A 19,935-nucleotide genomic window follows, 5' to 3' on the forward strand; every position below is an offset into this window, starting at 1 on the left:
ATATTAAAACAAGCAAAGTCTTAGCTTTATGAAAAATTATTCTTAGTGAGGTGATCGCTTTCTCTCGAAGGCTCGGCTTGATTGGATAGCTAGCTATCCAGTTATAAAACAAGCGATCGCACTTTGATTATTGCTTTGACATATTTACTGGCTGGTGGCAGTGATTATGTGAAAAGACTGCTTACATGGCTGGGCTTTCCTGAAACTAAAACGATTCCTGCTTCATTAAGCCATGATCAAGGTGTTAAAACTCTCAAAATATCTGCCCAAGTCTGGTAACCTAGTCGAGATTTTGCACGATTACACCAAGAATTAGCAAAGCAAATTGCTATAGTTGCGACAAAAGTCTCTTAGCGATCGCATCGGCTGATTGACCAGATGGGCGACTCCCGTTTTCGGGGTGTGTACTTTTTGCTAGTCAACTTACTGCCTTTAGATGCTGCTAAAGAACTGAAGGAAAAATTAGTTCAATACGCTGCCGATACCAAAGACCATACTGTGAGTGATACCTTTGTGCAACTGTTGCGCCCCAGGTCGTGATATTAATTCGTAATTAATAAAGAGACTTTTAGGCTGAAGGCAAATTCTTGATTTAATTAAACGTGAGTTCGGCGAACCTCTCCCTGTCTTGAACTAAAGTTCAAGTCTGTCCCTCTCGCCCGTCGGAGAGGGACAGGTTTTGCGTAGTAAAACCAGGGAGAGGTCTTTTGATTCGTGTGACCCGTTGAACTGACATTGATTTAATTACAATGAGTCTTTTAGCTCCGTCAACGAGTCTTTGATACTCGTGAATGAGTCTTTGAACTCCATTAATGAGTCTTTGATACTCGTGAATGATATCATGTCCGCTTGATTGCTTATTAAACCCGAAGAACCCCACCCCGCCAGAGCTATGCTTTGTCTCCCCTAAGAGCCGGCTCTTAGGGGATTAAGGTGTGGGGTGCAATGACTATGGGAATCACAACGAACGAATTACCCGGACATGATATGAGCCTTTGAACTCCATTAATGAGTCTTTGAACTCCATTAATGAGTCTTTGAACTCCGTTAATGAGCCTTTGATATTAAATACGTTACGATCGCACTTTTGCCAAAACCTACCAGCTAGCCTCAGTGCCCTACTAGACAAAACGCACACCAATTGTGATTAGTGTGCGTCTGCGGTTAGATTTTAGAAATTCTCGAACTTAGCGATCGCATCTTTCATCTTATCTACCACCTCATCTACAGCTATAACTCCCAATTCCCCAGAGGCGCGGGTACGGATACTCAAGGTGTTGGTTTCCACTTCCTTCGCTCCCACCACAGCCATCACGGGTATTTTTTCTTTCTCTGCATTCCGAATCTGTTTACCCAAGCGATCGCCACTGGTATCAACTTCTGCACGAATACCCAACGCTCTCATCTTCGCCACCACATCTTTAGCAAAATCTAACTGTGTATCACCCACTGGCAGTAATCTAGCTTGCACAGGCGCTAACCATAAAGGGAAATCGCCCGCATATTCTTCAATTAAGATCCCAATCAACCTTTCCAGTGAACCAAAAGGCGCACGGTGAATCATTACCGGACGTTTGCGAACCCCATCTTCGGCGACATACTCCAACTCAAAGCGTTCTGGCAAATTGTAATCTACCTGCACAGTTCCTAATTGCCACTCCCGATCTAAAGCATCACTAAAGATAAAGTCGAGTTTCGGCCCATAAAATGCCGCTTCTCCAATACCTTCAAAGTGTTCCATCCCCAAGGTTTCAACTGCACGGCGAATTGCACCTTCGGCTTTGTCCCAAACTTCATCATCACCGATGTACTTATCACTAGCAGGATCGCGGAAACTGAGTCTAGCTTTAAAGTTCTTCAGTTGCAGACTATTGAACACCGACAAAATCAAATCCACCACACTGAGGAATTCACTATCTAGCTGTTCTGGAGTGACGAACAAGTGAGAATCATCCACAGTAAAACCGCGCACCCGCGTTAAACCGCCCAATTCCCCTGATTGTTCGTAGCGGTAAACAGTACCAAATTCTGCTAGTCGCATCGGTAGTTCCCGATAGGAGCGTAACTCACTTTGATATATTTGGATATGGAAGGGACAGTTCATCGGCTTGAGGACAAAGCCCTCTTCTTTGGCAGCAGCTTCCTCGTCATCCGCCATCAAAGGGAACATATCTTCTTTATATTTCTGCCAGTGTCCAGATTTTTTAAATAAATCGACTTTAGCAAGATGGGGAGTCACCACAGGCAGATAACCCCGTTTTAGTTGTTCTTGCTTGAGGAAGTCTTCTAAAGTACTCCGCAACAGAGTACCCTTTGGCGTCCACAAAGGTAAACCCGGCCCGACTAGATCAGAAAATATAAATAATCCCAGTTCCTTACCCAGCTTCCGGTGATCTCGCCGCAGTGCTTCTTCTTTGCGTCGCTTATATTCAGTGAGTTGTTCTGGGCTTTCCCAAGCGGTGGCGTAGATGCGTTGTAGTTGGGCTTTTGTTTCATCCCCACGCCAATAAGCGCCAGCAACGCTTTCTAGTTCAATTGCTTTCGGGTTTAATTCACTGGTATTTTCCACATGAGGTCCCGCACACAAATCCCACCATTCGTTCCCCAGGTGGTAAATCGTGATTGGTTCCTTTTTGATATCTGCCAGGATTTCTAACTTGTAAGATTCTTTAATTTCCTGAATCCGACGTTGGGCTTCTTCGCGACTGACTTCTTCCCGAATTACTGCCAGTTTGCGATTGATAATCTTCACCATCTCTTTCTTGATGGCTTTGAGATCATTTTCGCTAAATGGTTCTGGGTTGTCAAAGTCATAGTAAAAACCGTTTTCAATCCAAGGTCCGATTGTAACTTGTGCCTTGGGAAACAGCTTTTGTACTGCCATTGCCATTACATGGGAAGCAGTGTGGCGAATCTTTTTTAAGTTCTCCGATTCGCTGGTACGCGGTAAATAAATTTTTTCAACTTGTTCTGGCTGTTCTGATTGATTAGATGATTTTAGCGACATTGGCTGCTGAACCATTGGCGAAGTGATTACAAAAGGTGATTTATCTGAATCTGTAGGCTTATTCAACTATAACGACTTTGATTTTGGCCAGCTCGGCTTCATGTTCCCACTACTGGATTAATTTTTAATTGGGGATAAAGATAAATTTTTGATTGCTTACCTGAGTGTCAAATTCAGGATTCCACGCGATCGCAAAATTATCTTATGAATTGCAACTCGGTGTCAGTTATACCTATAGACGCCTCTCCAAAGGAACTATACAAACCCGATATCAAGACTATATAATACATTTTGTGTTCCTTGTTACATATTTTTACATCCTCGGAATTATGAGAAAAATAAGAAAAATGTTAAGAAACATAAATAACGTTAATATTAGTAAGCAAGTTGAAAATATGCTTCTCATTTATGTCAGACTCAAATTTACCAGGGACTGAATTGCTGAAAACGGTCTTAGAACCCCTGCTTGAAGATTTTCAGCATTGGTTTACGCGATCGCGCCATTTACTCGAAACTGAGCAAATATCATTTATGAGTGAGCAAGAGCAATCAGACTTGCTCTCGCGGGTTAAGCAAGCGCAGGATGAACTAAACACAGTGAAGATGCTGTTTAATGCTACTGATAAACAAGTCGGGATTGAGATGGCAACGTTAATGCCTTGGCATCAATTAGTAACAGAATGTTGGAATGTCGCAATGCGCTTTCGTCAAGGGCGTGAAGTCTAAGCAGCAGTTGAGAGCATCTGCTTAATTTCGGCAGACTACTTAGTAATGTCTAACGACAAGACGCTAGCTCAGTCGTCAAAGAGATAGTAGAAAATTCTTAACAACTTCTTAACGTTATTTGGATTAACAAAATAATGTATCCTATGCTACCGTAAGTTGAATAACGGTTGACAAATAGCTTCATATAAAGGTAATCGCACAAACAGTGCGTCAAATACTCGTCTTAACTGTGAGTCACAGTGTTGGCGAAGCAAAGCGTTACAAAATAAAGTTTTAAAAATTACTGCCCTGGAGGAAAATCCAATGTTACATCTGCTTTACATTCTTGCTTTTACAATCCTTGCATTTATAGCTGTTGGCAACTTAATTCGTAACCTGATCATGTTCAGTTTTGATCGGGAGCGAACTTACCCGACGAATTCCTCGTCAATGAATAATCAAGGCAACTATGGTTATTATTCATCAAAGAAACAGTTTGCACCCCATCCAGAGTTATTAGATAGCGCGGGCAACTTAATTAAAGAGCCACTTTTAGTAATGCGCTCGATTAACGTTGAAGATGCGCGTCAACATCTTGATGCACTTTACGAAGCATCTCCAGGACATAAAAGAGAAAATTCTGAGGAAGCGTAAAAGAGACGCGATTAATCGCGTCTGTACAGGAGTTAGGAGACGCGATTAATCGCGTCTCTTTGGGTGTAAATTATGATTCAGCCTTGAATTGTAATTGTAAACTTTTACAACAAAGCGTATTGACAACGTAAATACATCTTGCCTAGATTATGAGGTATGGATGTTTTTTCGTGGTTAATGGTGTCACCTTCCTTTGGAACGAGTAGAAAGCTGGGATTAATCCAAGCAATCATGACGGCATAACATTTCAGCAAGCCGTAGAAGCTTTCTTCGATCCTTTTCTAGTGGTTGTTGATGCAAGCCGCAATAATGAGTAGCGGGAGTTATCTGCTTGTGTTCAGGGTTACTAGCATATAATAACCTGTGATCTATTATTTAGAAGTGTATTGACCAGATTTGAGTTCATAGTAGATGGTTCACCAGTATCACAACAGGCTCGTAAGCGCGGTAAGAGTAATCCCCTTGAAGCTTGGAAAAAGACAGTGCGACAAGAGGCTGAAAAATACTGGTCTTCGGAACAAAAAACAGCTACTGGGTGGGTTATGCTCCAGATAACCTATTTCTATCATTCTGATCAAATGGATGTAGACAATATAGTGAAGCCTATTCAAGATGCAATTAAAGGATTAGCCTACATCGATGATAAGCAAGTAAGCGACCTCCTAGTTAGAAAGAGGAATTTATTCGGTGACTTTACACAAAACATGACTTCGACATTGACGGAAGGCTTTGACCGTGGCAAAGAGTTCTTACATATTGTCGTAATTGATGCTCCTGATCAGGGGGTAATTACTTGATGGCAAATTCAACTGCAAACTTAGAAAGAGAGCGATTACTGAAACTAGCAGAAGAGTATCGTGAGAAGGGTTACGAAGTTTTTTTTCATCCAAATCTAGAAGACTTGCCTGACTTCCTTAAAACCTATCGCCCCGACATGATAGTACGTCGTGGAGAAGAAAATGTAGTTATTGAAGTCAAGTCACGCTCCTCACTTAACTCTTCTTCTAATCAATACTTAGGTAATTTAGCTCAAGCGGTAGAAAAACATCCTGGTTGGAGATTTGAATTAGTAATGACCAACCCGGAGGATATAATGTATTCTCTGAAAGCAGAGGGTTCTCTTGAGGAACATGAAATAGAATCACAGTTGCAAGTAGCAAGGCAACTTACAACGCAACATCCAGAATCAGCTATTCTATATTCTTGGTCTTTGGTAGAAGCAACTTTGAGACTTCTTACGGAAAAGGAAGAGCTAAGTTTAGAAGGATTTGATCCACTCTACTTAGTAAAGCAATTAGCAACTGAAGGTGTAATTTCAAAAGCTGAGTATCAGTTACTAATGAATGCACTCTTATTACGTAATGCGATCGCTCATGGCTTCAAAACTACAGAACTTACGCAAAATTTTGTATATGAATTGATTGAGCTTACAGAGCAACTCTTGAAAACTCTACACACTGGCGATGAAGCAGACTAACACTGGGTTGGTTGGAGTGGATGATAGGACAAGCCCTAGTACTGAATTTCAGGTTATGCTGCTGATCGCTCGCACTTAGCATAAAATAGGGAGTGGTAAATTCCCTCCTCCCTACTCCCTACTCCCTTTCTAAGCTTCGATAACTACCCGCAAATTACCCCGTTTTTTCGCAACGCGACAAGCTGTGGTAGTTCCAGAACGCTCGAATTCCAAATCGAGGATGGTGGGGCCAACTCGCAAATTATGAAATGACAGGCGATTAATCGATTCTGGCAAAGCGGGGTCGATTATTCGCAAGCAGTTATTTTGAGCATCAGGTACCAAGTTGACCATCATTTGTAGTAGTTGGAAGATACTACCAGTAGCCCAAGCTTGGGGAGTACAGGCAACTGGATACTGCACAGGGGCATTATCACCATTCCGTTCGTAGCCGCAGAAAAGTTCTGGAGGACGTTGATAAGGCTGCCGATTTGTCATATCGAATAAACCTTGGAAAAGTTCCAGGGCTTGATCTATAAGACCGAGCGATCGCAATCCCATTGCAATCAGAGCGTTATCATGAGGCCAAACCGAACCAATGTGATAGCCCATCGGATTATAAGCGGGTGACAAGCTACTTAGGGTACGAATGCCCCAACCATTAAACATATCTGGTGCCCGCAACCGTTCTGCTACACTATAGGCTTTTTCGGGTGTGAAGAGGCCCAAATGTAGACAATGACCAGGATTTGAGGTAATACTGTCTACTGGCTTGCCATCTCCATCCAAAGCCAAAGCGCAGAAACCCTGGTCTTCCACCCAAAAATCTCGATTAAAACGAACCTTTAGACTTCTGGCCTCTTCTTGCCAACGATCTGCCAAATCAAGCCGCTTTTTCATCCTAGCTATTTCTGCTAGGCGCATTTTTGCAGCATAGACGTAAGCTTGCACCTCACACAGAGCAATTGGGCCGTTGGCTAATTCTCCCTTGTGGTCTACGATACAGTCGCCAGAGTCTTTCCAACCTTGGTTAACAAGACCGCGTTTGGATTTACGGAAGTAACTGAGGTAGCTGGTTTGTTGGCTATTGCGATCAATCCATTCCATTGCTGCTATAGCATTCGGCCAAAGTTGCTCTAGGAGTTCTTGATCGTGAGTCCAAGCATAATGTTCGGCATAGAGCATCAGCCACAGGGGAGTGGCATCAACTGTACCGTAATAAGGTGTATGGGGAATTTCTTGACAACGAGCCATTTCTCCCAAACGTAACTCGTGCAAAATCTTACCCGGTTCTTCTTCGCGCCATTCGTCGTCGATTTTACCTTGGTATGTCGCAAGTAGTATCAGGGTTTCCTTGGCGATTTGCGGGTTTAACATCACGGTTTGAGAAGCTGTAATCAGCGAATCTCGCCCAAACAGTGTCGAAAACCACGGCACTCCCGCAGAAACAGTCTTATGCTTACCAAAAGATTGGCGCAACAAATACATATCTTGTTCAGCCCGCTCAATCACTCGATTGAAGGTGTTCTTATCTGAGCTAATGCGTGTAATTTGCTGTACCCAATTTTGCTCTTCCATCAACTCAGCAGCTTTCGCCTGTCCTAAGGTGAAGGCGGCACTCACAGTTGAACTGGACTGGTTGTTTCTCAACATATTCACTCGGTAGCCCAGCTTTTGAGTTTCGTGAGAAGCCAACTCTAGCTGCCAAACAGCAGTGTAACCCTTGAAATAGTCTGGTTGCCGATGTTGGAATAGAAGACGGGATTCCATCACGGAGCCATCCAGACCTTGATAGGCAAGTGTCAAGGATTCTTCCCTAGAGGCAGATGGCTCTTTGGGTAGAGACGCAACGCCATCGACGAGAGAAAATGTTCCTTCCTCAGCCGTCAGTTCCGCTAGGCGTAAAAGCCGACCTCGTTTTTCTCTGTCATAGCCCCGGACTTCAAATAAATCAACAAAATCCGCATCAAAGCTGATGCTTAGTTCAAAATTGACAGTTGTTGTGCTGTAGTTAGATATCTCAATTTCTTCAAATAATGCCCCATTCAGCACTATTTCTCGACGAATTCCCACAGTTTCCGCTCTTAGGCGTTCATCAATTCTGGGGTTGGTACACAAAACTGAAAGTGAAAACCCTTTCTCGGCAGTACTACTCAGGAGTACAGGCGATCGCCCTTCAATTTGCAACTCCAAGCGATTGAGAAATCTCGTATCGCAACAAAACAGTCCCATGCTGGGATTGCCATCGTTGAGGGAACAGCCAGAAATGTTCCCGATAGTATCTGTCACAAAAAATAAATCATCATCTTTGACCGTTAGTGTCGGTTGTGGCCTTTGACTCACAACACAAGGCCACTCCGGAATCGGTAATTGTTCGGCAGGAATAAAAGTTTTTCCATCCAGGAAAATTTTTTCCGGGGTCATTAGCGTATCCGGTGTCATTAGCCAAAGTTCCGTGTACAGGTCGTAGATATTTATGGTATTCGCAGTAGAGGTCTTGAAGCCTCACAAATTGCAGAAAAAAGACCCTCTATAAAACTTGTTTGAGCCATTCTAGCCAAAAAAATTTTTACGTACTGCTGACAAAATAGCAGCGCTCAAATCAATATAAGTAAATTTTGATAATATTTATATTGTATAAGTCTAAACTCAAGACTGAAAACTGAGAATTTTGAGATAATTCCTTAGTCGTTGAACTTTCTCAAGATACAAGACATATAGTATACTCAGCAAAAATGCGAAATTCCTAGTTTTTATCGGGTACAGGTAGCACTTGTTCCCGAAACTATTATACGATTTTGTTTTAAATATCTATGATGTTTGATTATACAAATTTATGATAATTAATTGATTGATTAAAATTAATCAATCATTACGGATTAAATTATATGGTATATGGCAGTAATGGTTTTTGGGTAAGAAAATTTATTGAGTAGGTGTAAATATTAAGTAAGCGATGTCTATCACAGGCTACGCCAATGCGTGGGCTATCAATCATCAGTAGTTATTGGAAATAAAAGAGTTAAAGAATACAATAATTATTTATGTTGTACTTATCATTGAAAGATTTTAGGTGTGCAAGCATATTTCAAAGTTAGTCAAGAATGTATATTGGGCGTAGTAAGTTGTCAATCAACAAATCAATTTGGTAACAAAATGTTGCGCCTGCTTTGGCGGAAAGTGCTTTTTAGCGTTCTTTACATATTGCAACTCTCTATTTAACTTGAGAGTCCCTTGGAATTTGTACAATGCAGCTGTGACGTGGATCTTATCGAGGTTGAGCGTTTAACAATAATTCATGAGCATTTCGACTTCTGTGCTGAGTGATCTGCTAAAGTCCCTACCATACTTGCGGCCCCAGCTATATTTTAAGGCTTCACTAACGGCGCTCTCCCACGCGATGGAAGATCAAGTTTTGGCTGCGACTTTAGCCCAACCCCTTGTAATTGCTAGTTTTCAGCGAGAGCGATTCTACCGCCAAGAAGCTCATCGCTACCAGCGACTTGCCTTGCGAAGTAATCAAGTATACGTATTATCTGCTCCAGAAACGGATTTCACCAACAGTTCGGAACACTATGAAAAGGTGGCTTTTGACCCAAAGGATGGCTTAAGTCAAGAGTGGCATTTGGTAGTTATTGCTGACAATTATGCAACTTGTCTGGTTTGCCGGGAAAGCCTTGCTTCTATTGCTAAAAACAAGCAACTACCAGAACTAAGCCCTAATCTGGATATCGACACAGCGCGAAGATTTGAGGGAATTTGGACATCGGAAAGGGGAGTTAGCCTCAAAGCAGCCGAATTGCTGTTAGACAGGATTTTGGTTTACAGACCAGAACTGGCAAGTAAAATTGAGGAGGCACGTCAGAGGTTTGGCATCGGGGAGCCGAGAAGCTACTCTGGAACAGAACAAGTAAACGAATATGCTTGTGACATCGATACAGATCCCTTTGTGCAGCGCTTAGTAACTTATTTGCAAGCTAGCCAGTACAAATTGCACAAAGCCTATCGTTCAATTGCTGCCCAAGCACGAAAAGAACGATTAGTCAACTCCATTAGCACTGCCATTCGGCGATCGCTCGATCCTCACGAAGTTCTCCAGGTGGCGGCGCAAGAATTAGGACAACACCTAGAAGCTTGTCGCTGTTTAATTTACCGCGCTCAAGCCGCAGATAGCCAAGCCATAATTGAACACGAGTTTTTGACTCCGGGTATTTTATCTGTTTGTGGGCAAACCTGGGAGTTAGAGAAAAATTCCCTATTTCGGGACATAGTAGAACAAGGCGAAGGGGTTTGTGTAAGCGATACGCTGAGTGACCCTCGCGTTACCAATTCGCCAGGACTTTCATTGATCGCCAAAAAGTTTGCGATTCGTTCTTGGCTGATGGAACCAGTGTTCTATCAAGGGCGATTGTTAGGCATTGTGGAGTTGCACTATTGCCGGATGCCACCTCACGAGTGCCAAGTTGGGGAATTGGATCTGGTAGAAGCGATCGCTACCCAAGTGGGAGCAGCTCTCATCCAAGCGGAAGCTTACGCCAACCTAGAAGAACTTAACCAGCAACTAGAAGCCCTAGACCGCACCCGCAGCAACCTCATAGCCATTACTGGACACGAACTACGTACCCCACTATCTACAATTCAAGTCTGCCTAGAAAGTCTCGCTAGTGAGCCGGATATGCCCTTGGAGTTGCAGCAGATCATGCTCAACACTGCTCTTTCCGACTCAGAGCGGATGCGAAAATTGGTACAAGATTTCCTGACGCTTTCAAATTTGGAAAGCGGTCGGGTGGAATGGCATCCAGAATCCCTTACCTTACAAGAGTGTGTGGATTTAGCACTCAGCCGAAATCGCACACGCTCCTCAACGGAAAAGCCGCCCCAAATCAAAACTCAAATTGCTCAAAACCTACCTCTGGTGAGAGCTGACGGTGATTGGCTAGTAGAGGTACTGGCAAAACTCATGGACAATGCTTATAAATTTACGCCACCCGAAGGAGAAATCACTATTAAAGCGATTCACAACAGCCGTCAAATGGTCGTCGAGGTGACTGTGGCTGACACTGGACGCGGTATTGAACCGAATCGTTTAGAAGTAGTTTTTGACCGCTTCTATCAAGAAGAGGGAGCGCTACGCCGCACCACTGGCGGGACTGGACTTGGTTTAGCAATTTGCCGTCAAATTGTTAATGGCTGGGGTGGGGAAATTTGGGCAGAGTCAACTGGCAAAGACCAGGGTAGTCAGTTTCACTTCACTATACCGATTGTTCACAATAGCTATGAGGAAAAGCGGACAAAAGTCAAGAGTAAATAGGTCATTAGTCATTGGGCATTGGGCATTGGGCATTGGGCATTGGGTACTAATTTTTAACAAAGGACAAAGGACAAAGGATAAATGACTAAAAACTATTACAGTCTATGACGCGATCGCAATATGATCCTGGTTACGGTGTTAGGATTCCCTAAAAACGTTGAGAGAAATCACTTATGGCAGAAACACTCTCTGGAAAAACCCCGCTATTTGCTGGCAGCACTGGTGGCTTGCTAAACAAAGCAGAAGTGGAAGAAAAGTACGCTATCACTTGGACTAGCCCGAAAGAGCAAGTATTTGAATTGCCTACAGGTGGTGCTGCTACTATGCAAAAAGGTGAAAACCTGCTGTATATAGCTCGTAAAGAATATGGCATCGCTTTGGGCGGTCAGCAACTCCGGAAACTCAAAATTACAGATTACAAAGTTTACCGGATTTTACCCAACGGAGAAACTACTTTACTTCACCCAGCTGATGGTGTCTTCCCTGAGAAGGTGAATGAAGGTCGTGGAAAAGTCGGTTATGTCCCACGCGGCATTGGGCAAAACCCCAATCAATCACAACTCAAGTTCAGTGGTAAAGCTACCTACGAGCCATAGGGACTAGGGACTGGGGAGGAAGCAAGGGCGCAGGGAGCAGGGAGCAAGGGAGAAGAGTTTTCCCCTCTGCCCCCTGCTCCCCGCCCCTCTGCCTCTTTTCAATACCCTATGCCCTATGCCCCATGCCCTATCCCTAAGCAATTTATGGTATTCCCCGATTTCTCCGAATTTTCTCAGCTAGCTCTACAAGGTAACTTCGTCCCGGTATATCAAGAATGGGTAGCGGACTTAGATACGCCCGTATCTGCTTGGTATAAAGTTTGTGCAGGTCAGCCCTATAGCTTTTTGTTGGAATCGATAGAAGGTGGGGAAAAACTAGGACGCTATAGTTTAGTGGGCTGTGATCCGGTGTGGGTTTTGGAAGCAAGGGGCGATCGCACCACCCAGAAAAACCGCGATGGTTCGCAAGTCGTTTTCGCAGGCGACCCTTTTTCAGCTTTAGCCGAATGTTTAGCATCTTATCACCCAGTCAAGTTACCACAGCTACCGCCAGGAATTGGCGGTTTGTTTGGGTTTTGGGGCTATGAATTGATTCGCTGGATTGAGCCGCGCGTGCCAATTTATCCACCAGATGAGCGAAATATCCCTGATGGGTTGTGGATGCAGGTAGACCACCTATTGATTTTTGACCAGGTGAAGCGCAAAATTTGGGCGATCGCTTATGCTGATTTACGTGAAGAGAAAGTAGATTTCAAAGCAGCATATCAACAAGCGTGCGATCGCGTCACCCAAATGCTTGAAAAGCTATCTCTACCACTATCTTCAGAAAAAACCAGATTGGAATGGAAACCGCCAGGAAGTCGCGTATCTGGAGGAGCAGAGGAATACACTAGCAACTTCACCCGTCCTGATTTTTGTGCCAGTGTCCAAAAAGCAAAAGCTCACATCAAAGCAGGCGATATTTTTCAAGTAGTAATTTCCCAGCGACTATCAACACCATACACAGGCGACCCATTTGCCCTTTACCGCTCCCTACGTCAGATAAATCCTTCGCCTTACATGGCTTACTTTAACTTCCAAGATTGGCAAATTATCGGTTCCAGTCCCGAAGTGATGGTGAAAGCCGAAACCGATAGAGATGGTGGAGTGATAGCAACGGTACGCCCAATTGCCGGGACGCGTCCACGGGGTAAAACTAGCCAGGAAGATGCAGCCTTCGCTCAAGATTTACTCGAAGATCCCAAGGAAATTGCCGAACATGTGATGCTTGTAGATTTAGGGCGGAATGATTTGGGGCGTGTTTGTCAAAATGGTAGCGTCAAAGTTGATGAATTAATGGTAGTTGAGCGCTACTCCCACGTGATGCACATTGTCAGCAATGTTGTGGGTAAATTAGCGCTTGATAAAACAGCGTGGGATTTATTGAAAGCTTGCTTCCCAGCAGGTACAGTAAGTGGCGCACCCAAGATTCGGGCGATGGAAATTATCCACGAGTTAGAGTCTAGCCGTCGCGGAGTTTATTCCGGTGTGTATGGATATTACGATTTTGAAGGACAATTAAATACTGCGATCGCAATTCGCACAATGGTAGTGCATGATAATACGGTCAGCGTACAAGCTGGCGCAGGTTTGGTGGCTGATTCTGAGCCAGAGAAAGAATACGAAGAGACGCTGAATAAAGCTAGAGGTCTATTAGAGGCGATTCGTTGTTTGCGTTGAACTAGGGACTGCCGCGATACGTTTAAAATTCAAAATTCAAAATTAACTCCTACCTTTTAACTCAGCACTCTTTAAAGGTAGGTCTAATATCGTTATCAATGCCTATTGTATAGTTACTTTCGCCTATAATTCAATACACTTGGTTAAAGATAATTGTAGGTTGGGTTGAACGTAGTGAAACCCAACAAAGTCCAGAAAATGTTGGGTTTCGTCCCTCAACCCAACCTACGCCTAAAGTCCTTATACCAATTCTATATAAGGCTGCGCTTTATTCACGTAGGGGCAATTCATGAATTACCCTTACAGTCTGTAGTTTTGTATCAGTCGTATGGGCGCATCTTCAAACAGAAATGGTATTACTAGGAACTTGCTCACCCATCAATTTAAACTGAAAAAAGTCCTGGTATCCAAATCCAAGACCTCCATTGAAGTTACTACACACTAGAAATGAACAAAATTGCTCATCCCAATTGGCTGAAGTAAATCGCCCAAAGAATTCCAGTTGCTCCAATGGCAATTAAAAAGTTAGTGAAAAATCTGCCGAATTCAATTTCTTGTCCCAGTCCCTTGTCGTCTTGACCGACTGTGAAAAACAATGACCAGGCTTGATTTGCATTGATAATCTCAAAGTTGTTGAAATCAGGTCTAAAAACAACAGGCCCAATTAAATCTTTTTTGGGGTAATCAAAATCAGTTTTCATAGTTTCTCTCTAAATTGTTTTATTTGTCAAGTAAGGAAAAGTTGTAAATCTGAAGTGTCTTATCTAAAGGCTGGTTAGCCATCCAATCAAACCATGTCCGGTGAGAACTTCCAAAGCGATGAGTGAGACAAAACCAATCATTGCCAAACGGCTATTGAGTTTTTCGGCATATTCGGTGAAGCCTGTCCGTGAGGTTTCATCAACATAAACCTTGGGTTCAATCGCAAATCTGTTGAGTTGACCGCGTTCGTTAATGGTAAAACCTCTATTTGTCATCTTTTACTCCTTATTTTTGTTATCTGTAAATTAATATAAACTATTGTAAATATTTTTTGCAAGTCCTTGACATAAAGACAAAGGTAGTAAAATCCGTACTAAGCAACTAGGTATTTTGGATTTGTGCGAGAAGGTAGGCATCGCAATATAACGATTTTTACCTGAATTCTGGCTTCTGACTTCCCAATAAGCGGGCGTATTGCACCCAACACAGAGCCGCTATAGGTTCAATTAAGGATTGTTTACGGAAATTTGATGCGTGTAGAGATGTGCGATGTCTACGACGGGCTATTCGGTGTCGCTCTTATATCATGTCCGCTTGATTGCTTATTAAACCCGAAGAACCCCACCCTGCCAAAGCTATGCTTTGTCTCCCCTAAGAGCCGGCTCTTAGGGGATTAAGGGGAGCCAGTGCGGTCTTGGGGTCTCCCCAAGTGGAGCATCTGGCGTGTGGGGTGTAATGACTATGGGAATCACAACGAATTACCCGGACATGATATTAGAAGTGAATACACACAAAGGCATCAATTGCCTTTAATCTAACTTCAGTAAAACTTATTATTTATATAAGCAGAAACTATCAAGGTATAACCGAGAAAGTCTTGCTTATTTGTAACAGAATTGTTATATTTCTTTACATTAAGAAACATAACAAAACAAATGCGTTAAACCACAGATAACTAAGGCTTTCTAAATAAATATGCAGTTGAGCCTGCAATCTGATTTGCCGAGTATCAAAACTCAACGGCAACGCAATTGTCATGCCTTTGGTAAAGCAATCGCAAAGACTGCTGAGTGCCTTTGTTAATAGCTAAACGCATTTCTCCTTCGTCTTTGCACACTTAATTTTTCAGATTCGATAGAACTGTAATTTTCTTTTGGGAATTTCTGCTATGCCTTTTACCATCCAGTCGGCTCAAAGTATTTTTCCCGGCACCTTAGTTGCTGACGTTGTTCCAACTATTGTCGAATCATTCTCTCAGCTCAATGCTGAAGATCAACTAGCATTACTCTGGTTTGCCTATACCGAGATGGGTAAAAGTATTACGGTTGCTGCTCCTGGGGCAGCCAACATGATCCTCGCACAAGGCTTACTCGAAGAAATTAAGCAGATGTCTTTTGAGGCTCAAACGCAAGTCATGTACGATTTGGCTAACCGTGCTGACACTCCCCTCTGCCGTTCCTATGCATCCTTCACCGTGAATATCAAGTTGGGCTTCTGGTATCAGTTAGGAGAATGGATGGCCCAGGGAACCGTTGCTCCTATCCCAGAAGGCTACAAGCTTTCTCCGAAAGTTGCCGATGTGTTGCAAGCCATCCGCAATGCTGATTCCGGTCAACAAATTACCATCCTACGCAATACCGTAGTCAGCATGGGATTTGACCCGAACGCTCCCGGCAGTTACAAAAAAGTCTCAGAGCCGGTATCTCCTCCCACTGCACAAGCATTTCGGACTAAAGTCACCATTGAGGGCATCAACAATCCTACGGTGCTGGGCTATATCAACAACATGAATGCCAATGACTTTGATGCTGCGGTTGCTCTGTTTCGTTCTGAAGGTGCCTTGCAACCTCCCTTTGAAAGACCGATTGTTGGTCAGGACGGAATCCGGGTCTATATGCGTGAAGAATGCCAGGGATTGAAGATGATCCCAGAGCGCGGTGTCTCTGAGCCAGTGGAAGATGGCTATACCCAGATTAAAGTCACAGGTAAAGTTCAAAGCCCTTGGTTCGGTGCCAGCGTGGGGATGAATATTGCATGGCGGTTTTTGCTCGATCCTCAAGGCAAAATCTTCTTTGTAGCGATTGACTTGCTTGCTTCTCCTAAAGAACTGCTCAACCTAGCACGTAAATAGAGGGCTAGATTAGTTGCCGCTTCAGCGTGGATGAGTGAACGAGCGATCGCCACTCTACCACGCTTCTTTGATATCTTCGTCCTGCGATCGCCAAAAGATAGTTGAAAAATCTAGCTAAAAGCCTTGAAATGTTTTCATGGGGTTTATTCATTTGCTGGGAATCTTAGTTTTACCGTACTGCGGTGTCATGCAGTTTCTCTCAACGGGGCTAATTATGACTGTTAGTTTACTGTTACTAGCGGAATTACAGTGGGATATGCAATCTTCAAGTGATTACAACCAATTAACACCACAACAAAAGCAGTTCAACCAAGCACAATCCCAACGGCGTCAAATGAGCAGGTAACAATTCAAAAATAAAGAATTAAAATCTTACTTTAGATAGGCTTGTATAACCAATATAGCTCTTTCCCTTGGTTACTTAGTATCCTACCCTAGAGTCTGGGTTTTTCACCCAGCTGTTAGCTATTCTTGTAAATGAAAACAAAGAATACTGTCTGGGTGTTATGCCGCTGTGACCCATTATCAGACATCGAAGGAGAGCGCTCGCAGATGTTTGAACAGTATTAATCAATCAAAGGCATTGACGGTGTGGAGTTTTTGTCGCTTCCTCCATTTTATTATCACTAAGGGAAGATTAAACTCTTCATCAGAGCGGTCTGAGGTGGTAAACGTCTTGTGTCTTTGTAAATTATAACTTAGTTCTGATAGTCAAATCTCCTTAATTAATTTTGAACTAAGGAGACTTGACTACCACGGCTAGTGCAACTAGCTGTTAGCTGACGTTTGTGTATCAAAATATTCACGCCAACGACTAATTTGACCATCCTTGAAATCTACGACAATTACATCATCAGCTTTATTACGACGACCTGTCGCCTTTTCCGTATCTTCGTAGTACCATTCTACTGCTGCCTGATTTGCTCCAACGATAATCCTCTGGATGTCTATTTTGACATCTGAATATTGTTGTTTAAAATGGGTAACTTCTTCTCGAATTCTTTCTTGCCCCCGCCAGCATTCACCAGGCACGATTAGTTCCCCATCAACCGTAAACAGCTGTGCAAGAGCATCGACATCTTGAGCAACCCAGGCATCTTTAGCCTTTTCTATTAATATCTGGATATCTTTTTGGTTCATAGATTGACTGGCAAATAAAGGTCTGCTAAAAGTTAAGCTAACAAGTATAGTTCCTAACACTAGCCATCGAGACAACCAAAACATCTAGATTTTTCTACCCTCTAAAATATCATACAAGTATTTATTTTTTCTTTTACGTAACTGAATTCTCAATCAAGTCTAAGGGGCGGTGGCGTCACTTTGTTGTAAGGGTAGGCGTAGACCAATACGCTTGGGTTAGTGCCAAAAGCCTTAATCTGCGTAGGTTGGGTTGAGGAACGAAACCCAACAATTAACGTTTAATGTTGGGTAACACGAATGTTCAACCCAACCTACAATTATCCTTAACCCAAGCGTATTGAGGCGTTGCCCAACCCAGGCATCGCATGAATTGAGAGGTATAAGGACACATCAGTCGATAACCCGCAACTTGGATTATTAACTTTCCAGATTTGGGCGTACTTTTGCCCGAATAAGTATAGCAGTAATGTTGTCGTGACCATTGTGTTGGTTCGCCAAATCAATTAAGTCTATAACACCCCGTTCTAAGTTAACGCCAGAACTAAGTAAGGGTTCTAAGTGAGTCTGCCAATGGGTTTCTAGTAAATCATTATCTGATAGACCGTCCGATGCCAACAGCAGAAGAGTATCTTCATTGATCTCGAAAAAGCCGACATCAGGATTAATCGAGTTTTCATCACGAGGTCCCAAGGCTTGAGTGAGTTGGTAGGCATCCGGGCGGGCATAAGCTATGCTTGCTTCCACTCCGCGCGTAATTTCCCGTTGCCCAACTTCGTGATCTACTGTGACTTGTTCTAGTCTTTGCTTGCGCGTCAAGCGATAGAGACGGCTATCTCCCACATGAGCAACTGCTACTTGAGTATCTTGAATTAAGAGCATTACCAAAGTTGTACCCATGCGCCCCACTCCAGAACGGGCATCTTGTTGATTGAGCTTGTAAATCGCGTCATTAGCTAAATACACTGCCTCACGAATGCTATCTTCTGTTGGTAGTTGGTTGGCAATCCAGTGTTCTTGAAAGTATTGCCGTAGGGTGTTGACTGCTAACTCACTGGCTATCTCGCCGCCAGCGTGTCCACCCATACCATCACAGAGAATATATAAACCATGCCCTTGCAGAACTTGACTTTTAGGCAACTCTAGTTTATTTATTTTGGTTTCAATGCCAAAGTAGTCTTCGTTATGATGACGTTGACGCCCCACATCTGTGCGTCCTGCATCTTCTAAGCTACTTAACTGCATCGCCAGCACAACAGTTGGCATATCATCAATTTTGCTAATGATATCTTCTGGCTCATCTGATTGTGGGATAGTGGTCACAGCAGTATTTTTCTCCTTTATTGGGGGTAAAGTTGCGGTTCCTAGTGTTTCCAGTTCAATAGAGATTTCCTCCAAACGCGATCGCAACTGTGCGATCGTCTGAATCTTACCTACATCTAAATCCCCCAACATCTGGACTACAGAGCCAAATTGAGTGCGTTGAGACTGCTTAAATAGCGCTTGCCAAACCCGCCCCAAAGCTTGGATAGTTAACGGTTGCTCTAGAATAGCAGATGTTTGGGCTTGGGGATCTTCTGATGACTCTGTGGTGGGCTGAGAATTCGATGATTCGACATACAACCTTTGCAGCGCCAGTGTTTGGTCTTCATCCAATCGCAAATTCGACAAATCTAAAAGGCTTTGACGACAATTTACTGGTTCCAATAATGCCCAAAGTTGGGTCATTTGATAACACCAGTGTAAAATTTTTAACGAACTTGTTGTTTCTTCTTGCCAGAGGTCGAGTAAAAGCTGCCAATGCGAGCGGTCTTCGATTATGACTATCTGCATATCCCCCTGCTGCCATCCATCGTGAATCGGCGGTATCCCTCGCTGATCTTGGGATTGTAAGGCAATATAAAGTTTAGCAAGGCGAGGAATTCCACTTGCTTCCACTGATGGCGTGACTAAATCTGATTGCTGACTTGCTAGTATCGCCCCAATGGGTGATATTTCATACGGCTGGCAGTCTAGAACTCTTACGCCTACATCAGTAATGGTGGCAGTTTCCGTTTGGGCAGGTAGCGAATCTAACAATTGATAGCGCTCTTGGGAGTCTAAATAGGAGCCTAATGCAATTTGAGAACTAGGGGATAGAGGAGATGAGGAAGAGATTGCTCCCTCATCTCCCATATCTCCCTTATCCCCCTCTACTACCAAAGTTTCCCCAGTCGTTTCCTTAGCAATAATTGCCCAAAACACTGTTCCACAGTCCGTGCCACATTTATGACAACGTAGTGCATTCACAGCTACATCATCGGTACTGCATTCAGGACAGACTTTGTGAGTCAGAGACGTGCCACAGTTTTGACAGAATTTGTTGCTATTGGGGTTTTCAAATTTACACTGAGGGCAAATCAGCATAGTGGAAGTTCCTTAATTCCCGTTCCAAGGTGCTTCTAGCCACTAAGATCCAAGGTGCCACAATTGGCTGTCCCTGACTACAGTAGACCTACAAGAAATTGTAGTTTATCAATGAATTTTGGTGGCAGTATTAATTGTGACGCATATTAGATAAATATTTAATATATTGGC

The 19,935-nt window shown here is 43.3% G+C and carries 18 protein-coding genes; 11 read left to right on the forward strand and 7 right to left on the reverse strand.

What is annotated here, in order from left to right; all coding sequences use genetic code 11:
- Nucleotides 1–135: 135 nt before the first annotated feature.
- Together V7K36_RS29620 and V7K36_RS29625 are read left to right on the forward strand one after the other, a co-directional pair.
- Entirely contained in the window at nucleotides 136–279 is a 144-nt protein-coding gene (locus tag V7K36_RS29620) for a hypothetical protein (RefSeq protein ID WP_335121219.1), read from the forward strand.
- A 99-nt stretch (nucleotides 280–378) separates the two neighbouring features.
- Nucleotides 379–540 (forward strand): hypothetical protein, encoded by a 162-nt coding sequence (locus tag V7K36_RS29625; RefSeq protein ID WP_335121220.1) that lies wholly within the window; start codon nucleotides 379–381, stop codon nucleotides 538–540.
- Between the two features lie 631 nt (nucleotides 541–1,171).
- On the opposite strand, the gene thrS is transcribed toward V7K36_RS29625, so the two are convergent.
- The gene (gene thrS, locus V7K36_RS29630) at nucleotides 1,172–3,022 is read right to left on the reverse strand and encodes a threonine--tRNA ligase (protein ID WP_335121221.1); all 1,851 of its coding nucleotides are present in this window, start codon (nucleotides 3,020–3,022) and stop codon (nucleotides 1,172–1,174) included.
- 393 nt (nucleotides 3,023–3,415) lie between these two features.
- Between thrS and V7K36_RS29635 the strand changes: the two genes are divergently transcribed.
- The 4 genes from V7K36_RS29635 (at nucleotide 3,416) to V7K36_RS29650 (ending at nucleotide 5,843) form a co-directional block, all read left to right on the forward strand.
- Nucleotides 3,416–3,733, forward strand: coding sequence for a DUF2605 domain-containing protein (locus tag V7K36_RS29635; protein WP_335121222.1), 318 nt, complete (start codon nucleotides 3,416–3,418; stop codon nucleotides 3,731–3,733).
- A 303-nt stretch (nucleotides 3,734–4,036) separates the two neighbouring features.
- Nucleotides 4,037–4,366, forward strand: a complete 330-nt coding sequence (locus V7K36_RS29640) for a DUF2973 domain-containing protein (RefSeq protein WP_334823531.1) — start codon at nucleotides 4,037–4,039, stop codon at nucleotides 4,364–4,366.
- A 386-nt stretch (nucleotides 4,367–4,752) separates the two neighbouring features.
- Nucleotides 4,753–5,163, forward strand: a complete 411-nt coding sequence (locus tag V7K36_RS29645) for a RusA family crossover junction endodeoxyribonuclease (protein WP_335121223.1) — start codon at nucleotides 4,753–4,755, stop codon at nucleotides 5,161–5,163.
- Complete coding sequence (locus tag V7K36_RS29650; RefSeq protein ID WP_335121224.1) at nucleotides 5,163–5,843, forward strand: hypothetical protein; 681 nt, start codon at nucleotides 5,163–5,165, stop codon at nucleotides 5,841–5,843. The genes V7K36_RS29645 and V7K36_RS29650 overlap by 1 nt, the downstream gene beginning before the upstream one ends.
- Before the next feature lie 129 nt (nucleotides 5,844–5,972).
- Here the strand turns inward: V7K36_RS29650 and V7K36_RS29655 are convergent, their stop codons facing one another.
- Complete coding sequence (locus V7K36_RS29655) at nucleotides 5,973–8,264, reverse strand: amylo-alpha-1,6-glucosidase (RefSeq protein ID WP_334823525.1); 2,292 nt, start codon at nucleotides 8,262–8,264, stop codon at nucleotides 5,973–5,975.
- 856 nt (nucleotides 8,265–9,120) lie between these two features.
- On the opposite strand from V7K36_RS29655, the gene V7K36_RS29660 reads away from it, so the two are divergent.
- The 3 genes from V7K36_RS29660 to trpE all read left to right on the forward strand — a co-directional run bounded on the left by V7K36_RS29660 (nucleotide 9,121) and on the right by trpE (nucleotide 13,388).
- Nucleotides 9,121–11,133, forward strand: coding sequence for a DICT sensory domain-containing protein (locus V7K36_RS29660; RefSeq protein ID WP_335121225.1), 2,013 nt, complete (start codon nucleotides 9,121–9,123; stop codon nucleotides 11,131–11,133).
- A 173-nt stretch (nucleotides 11,134–11,306) separates the two neighbouring features.
- Nucleotides 11,307–11,729 (forward strand): photosystem I reaction center subunit II PsaD, encoded by a 423-nt coding sequence (locus tag V7K36_RS29665; RefSeq protein ID WP_335121226.1) that lies wholly within the window; start codon nucleotides 11,307–11,309, stop codon nucleotides 11,727–11,729.
- Nucleotides 11,730–11,873: 144 nt separating this feature from the next.
- Nucleotides 11,874–13,388 (forward strand): anthranilate synthase component I, encoded by a 1,515-nt coding sequence (gene trpE / locus V7K36_RS29670; RefSeq protein ID WP_335121227.1) that lies wholly within the window; start codon nucleotides 11,874–11,876, stop codon nucleotides 13,386–13,388.
- A gap of 461 nt (nucleotides 13,389–13,849) precedes the next feature.
- Here trpE and V7K36_RS29675 read toward each other — a convergent pair whose 3' ends face one another.
- Both V7K36_RS29675 and V7K36_RS29680 read right to left on the reverse strand, forming a co-directional pair.
- Complete coding sequence (locus tag V7K36_RS29675) at nucleotides 13,850–14,089, reverse strand: hypothetical protein (RefSeq protein ID WP_335121228.1); 240 nt, start codon at nucleotides 14,087–14,089, stop codon at nucleotides 13,850–13,852.
- Between the two features lie 63 nt (nucleotides 14,090–14,152).
- Nucleotides 14,153–14,365, reverse strand: a complete 213-nt coding sequence (locus V7K36_RS29680) for a high light inducible protein (RefSeq protein WP_335121229.1) — start codon at nucleotides 14,363–14,365, stop codon at nucleotides 14,153–14,155.
- An 893-nt stretch (nucleotides 14,366–15,258) separates the two neighbouring features.
- Here V7K36_RS29680 and V7K36_RS29685 point away from each other — a divergent pair.
- Complete coding sequence (locus V7K36_RS29685) at nucleotides 15,259–16,221, forward strand: orange carotenoid protein N-terminal domain-containing protein (RefSeq protein ID WP_335121230.1); 963 nt, start codon at nucleotides 15,259–15,261, stop codon at nucleotides 16,219–16,221.
- Nucleotides 16,222–16,225: 4 nt separating this feature from the next.
- Here the strand turns inward: V7K36_RS29685 and V7K36_RS29690 are convergent, their stop codons facing one another.
- Nucleotides 16,226–16,372 (reverse strand): hypothetical protein, encoded by a 147-nt coding sequence (locus V7K36_RS29690; protein ID WP_335121231.1) that lies wholly within the window; start codon nucleotides 16,370–16,372, stop codon nucleotides 16,226–16,228.
- A 63-nt stretch (nucleotides 16,373–16,435) separates the two neighbouring features.
- Here V7K36_RS29690 and V7K36_RS29695 point away from each other — a divergent pair, with 63 nt between their 5' ends.
- On the forward strand, nucleotides 16,436–16,567 hold the full coding sequence (locus V7K36_RS29695) for a hypothetical protein (protein WP_335121232.1): 132 nt from the start codon (nucleotides 16,436–16,438) through the stop codon (nucleotides 16,565–16,567).
- A gap of 422 nt (nucleotides 16,568–16,989) precedes the next feature.
- On the opposite strand, the gene V7K36_RS29700 is transcribed toward V7K36_RS29695, so the two are convergent.
- Nucleotides 16,990–17,445, reverse strand: a complete 456-nt coding sequence (locus V7K36_RS29700) for a nuclear transport factor 2 family protein (RefSeq protein ID WP_335121233.1) — start codon at nucleotides 17,443–17,445, stop codon at nucleotides 16,990–16,992.
- A 333-nt stretch (nucleotides 17,446–17,778) separates the two neighbouring features.
- Nucleotides 17,779–19,764, reverse strand: a complete 1,986-nt coding sequence (locus tag V7K36_RS29705) for a serine/threonine phosphatase (RefSeq protein ID WP_335121234.1) — start codon at nucleotides 19,762–19,764, stop codon at nucleotides 17,779–17,781.
- Nucleotides 19,765–19,935: the final 171 nt, after the last annotated feature.

It is taken from the genome of Nostoc sp. (assembly GCF_036919555.1).
In the GTDB taxonomy this organism is placed as follows: domain Bacteria; phylum Cyanobacteriota; class Cyanobacteriia; order Cyanobacteriales; family Nostocaceae; genus Nostoc.

Coding starts and splice junctions, on each gene's coding strand:
- V7K36_RS29625 (WP_335121220.1), top strand. CDS start 379: ATGGGCGACTCCCGTTTTCGGGGTGTGTACTTTTTGCTAGTCAACTTA.
- thrS (WP_335121221.1), bottom strand. CDS start 3,022: ATGGTTCAGCAGCCAATGTCGCTAAAATCATCTAATCAATCAGAACAG.
- V7K36_RS29635 (WP_335121222.1), top strand. CDS start 3,416: ATGTCAGACTCAAATTTACCAGGGACTGAATTGCTGAAAACGGTCTTA.
- V7K36_RS29640 (WP_334823531.1), top strand. CDS start 4,037: ATGTTACATCTGCTTTACATTCTTGCTTTTACAATCCTTGCATTTATA.
- V7K36_RS29650 (WP_335121224.1), top strand. CDS start 5,163: ATGGCAAATTCAACTGCAAACTTAGAAAGAGAGCGATTACTGAAACTA.
- V7K36_RS29655 (WP_334823525.1), bottom strand. CDS start 8,264: ATGACACCGGATACGCTAATGACCCCGGAAAAAATTTTCCTGGATGGA.
- V7K36_RS29660 (WP_335121225.1), top strand. CDS start 9,121: ATGAGCATTTCGACTTCTGTGCTGAGTGATCTGCTAAAGTCCCTACCA.
- V7K36_RS29665 (WP_335121226.1), top strand. CDS start 11,307: ATGGCAGAAACACTCTCTGGAAAAACCCCGCTATTTGCTGGCAGCACT.
- trpE (WP_335121227.1), top strand. CDS start 11,874: ATGGTATTCCCCGATTTCTCCGAATTTTCTCAGCTAGCTCTACAAGGT.
- V7K36_RS29675 (WP_335121228.1), bottom strand. CDS start 14,089: ATGAAAACTGATTTTGATTACCCCAAAAAAGATTTAATTGGGCCTGTT.
- V7K36_RS29680 (WP_335121229.1), bottom strand. CDS start 14,365: ATGACAAATAGAGGTTTTACCATTAACGAACGCGGTCAACTCAACAGA.
- V7K36_RS29685 (WP_335121230.1), top strand. CDS start 15,259: ATGCCTTTTACCATCCAGTCGGCTCAAAGTATTTTTCCCGGCACCTTA.
- V7K36_RS29690 (WP_335121231.1), bottom strand. CDS start 16,372: ATGAATAAACCCCATGAAAACATTTCAAGGCTTTTAGCTAGATTTTTC.
- V7K36_RS29695 (WP_335121232.1), top strand. CDS start 16,436: ATGACTGTTAGTTTACTGTTACTAGCGGAATTACAGTGGGATATGCAA.
- V7K36_RS29700 (WP_335121233.1), bottom strand. CDS start 17,445: ATGTTTTGGTTGTCTCGATGGCTAGTGTTAGGAACTATACTTGTTAGC.
- V7K36_RS29705 (WP_335121234.1), bottom strand. CDS start 19,764: ATGCTGATTTGCCCTCAGTGTAAATTTGAAAACCCCAATAGCAACAAA.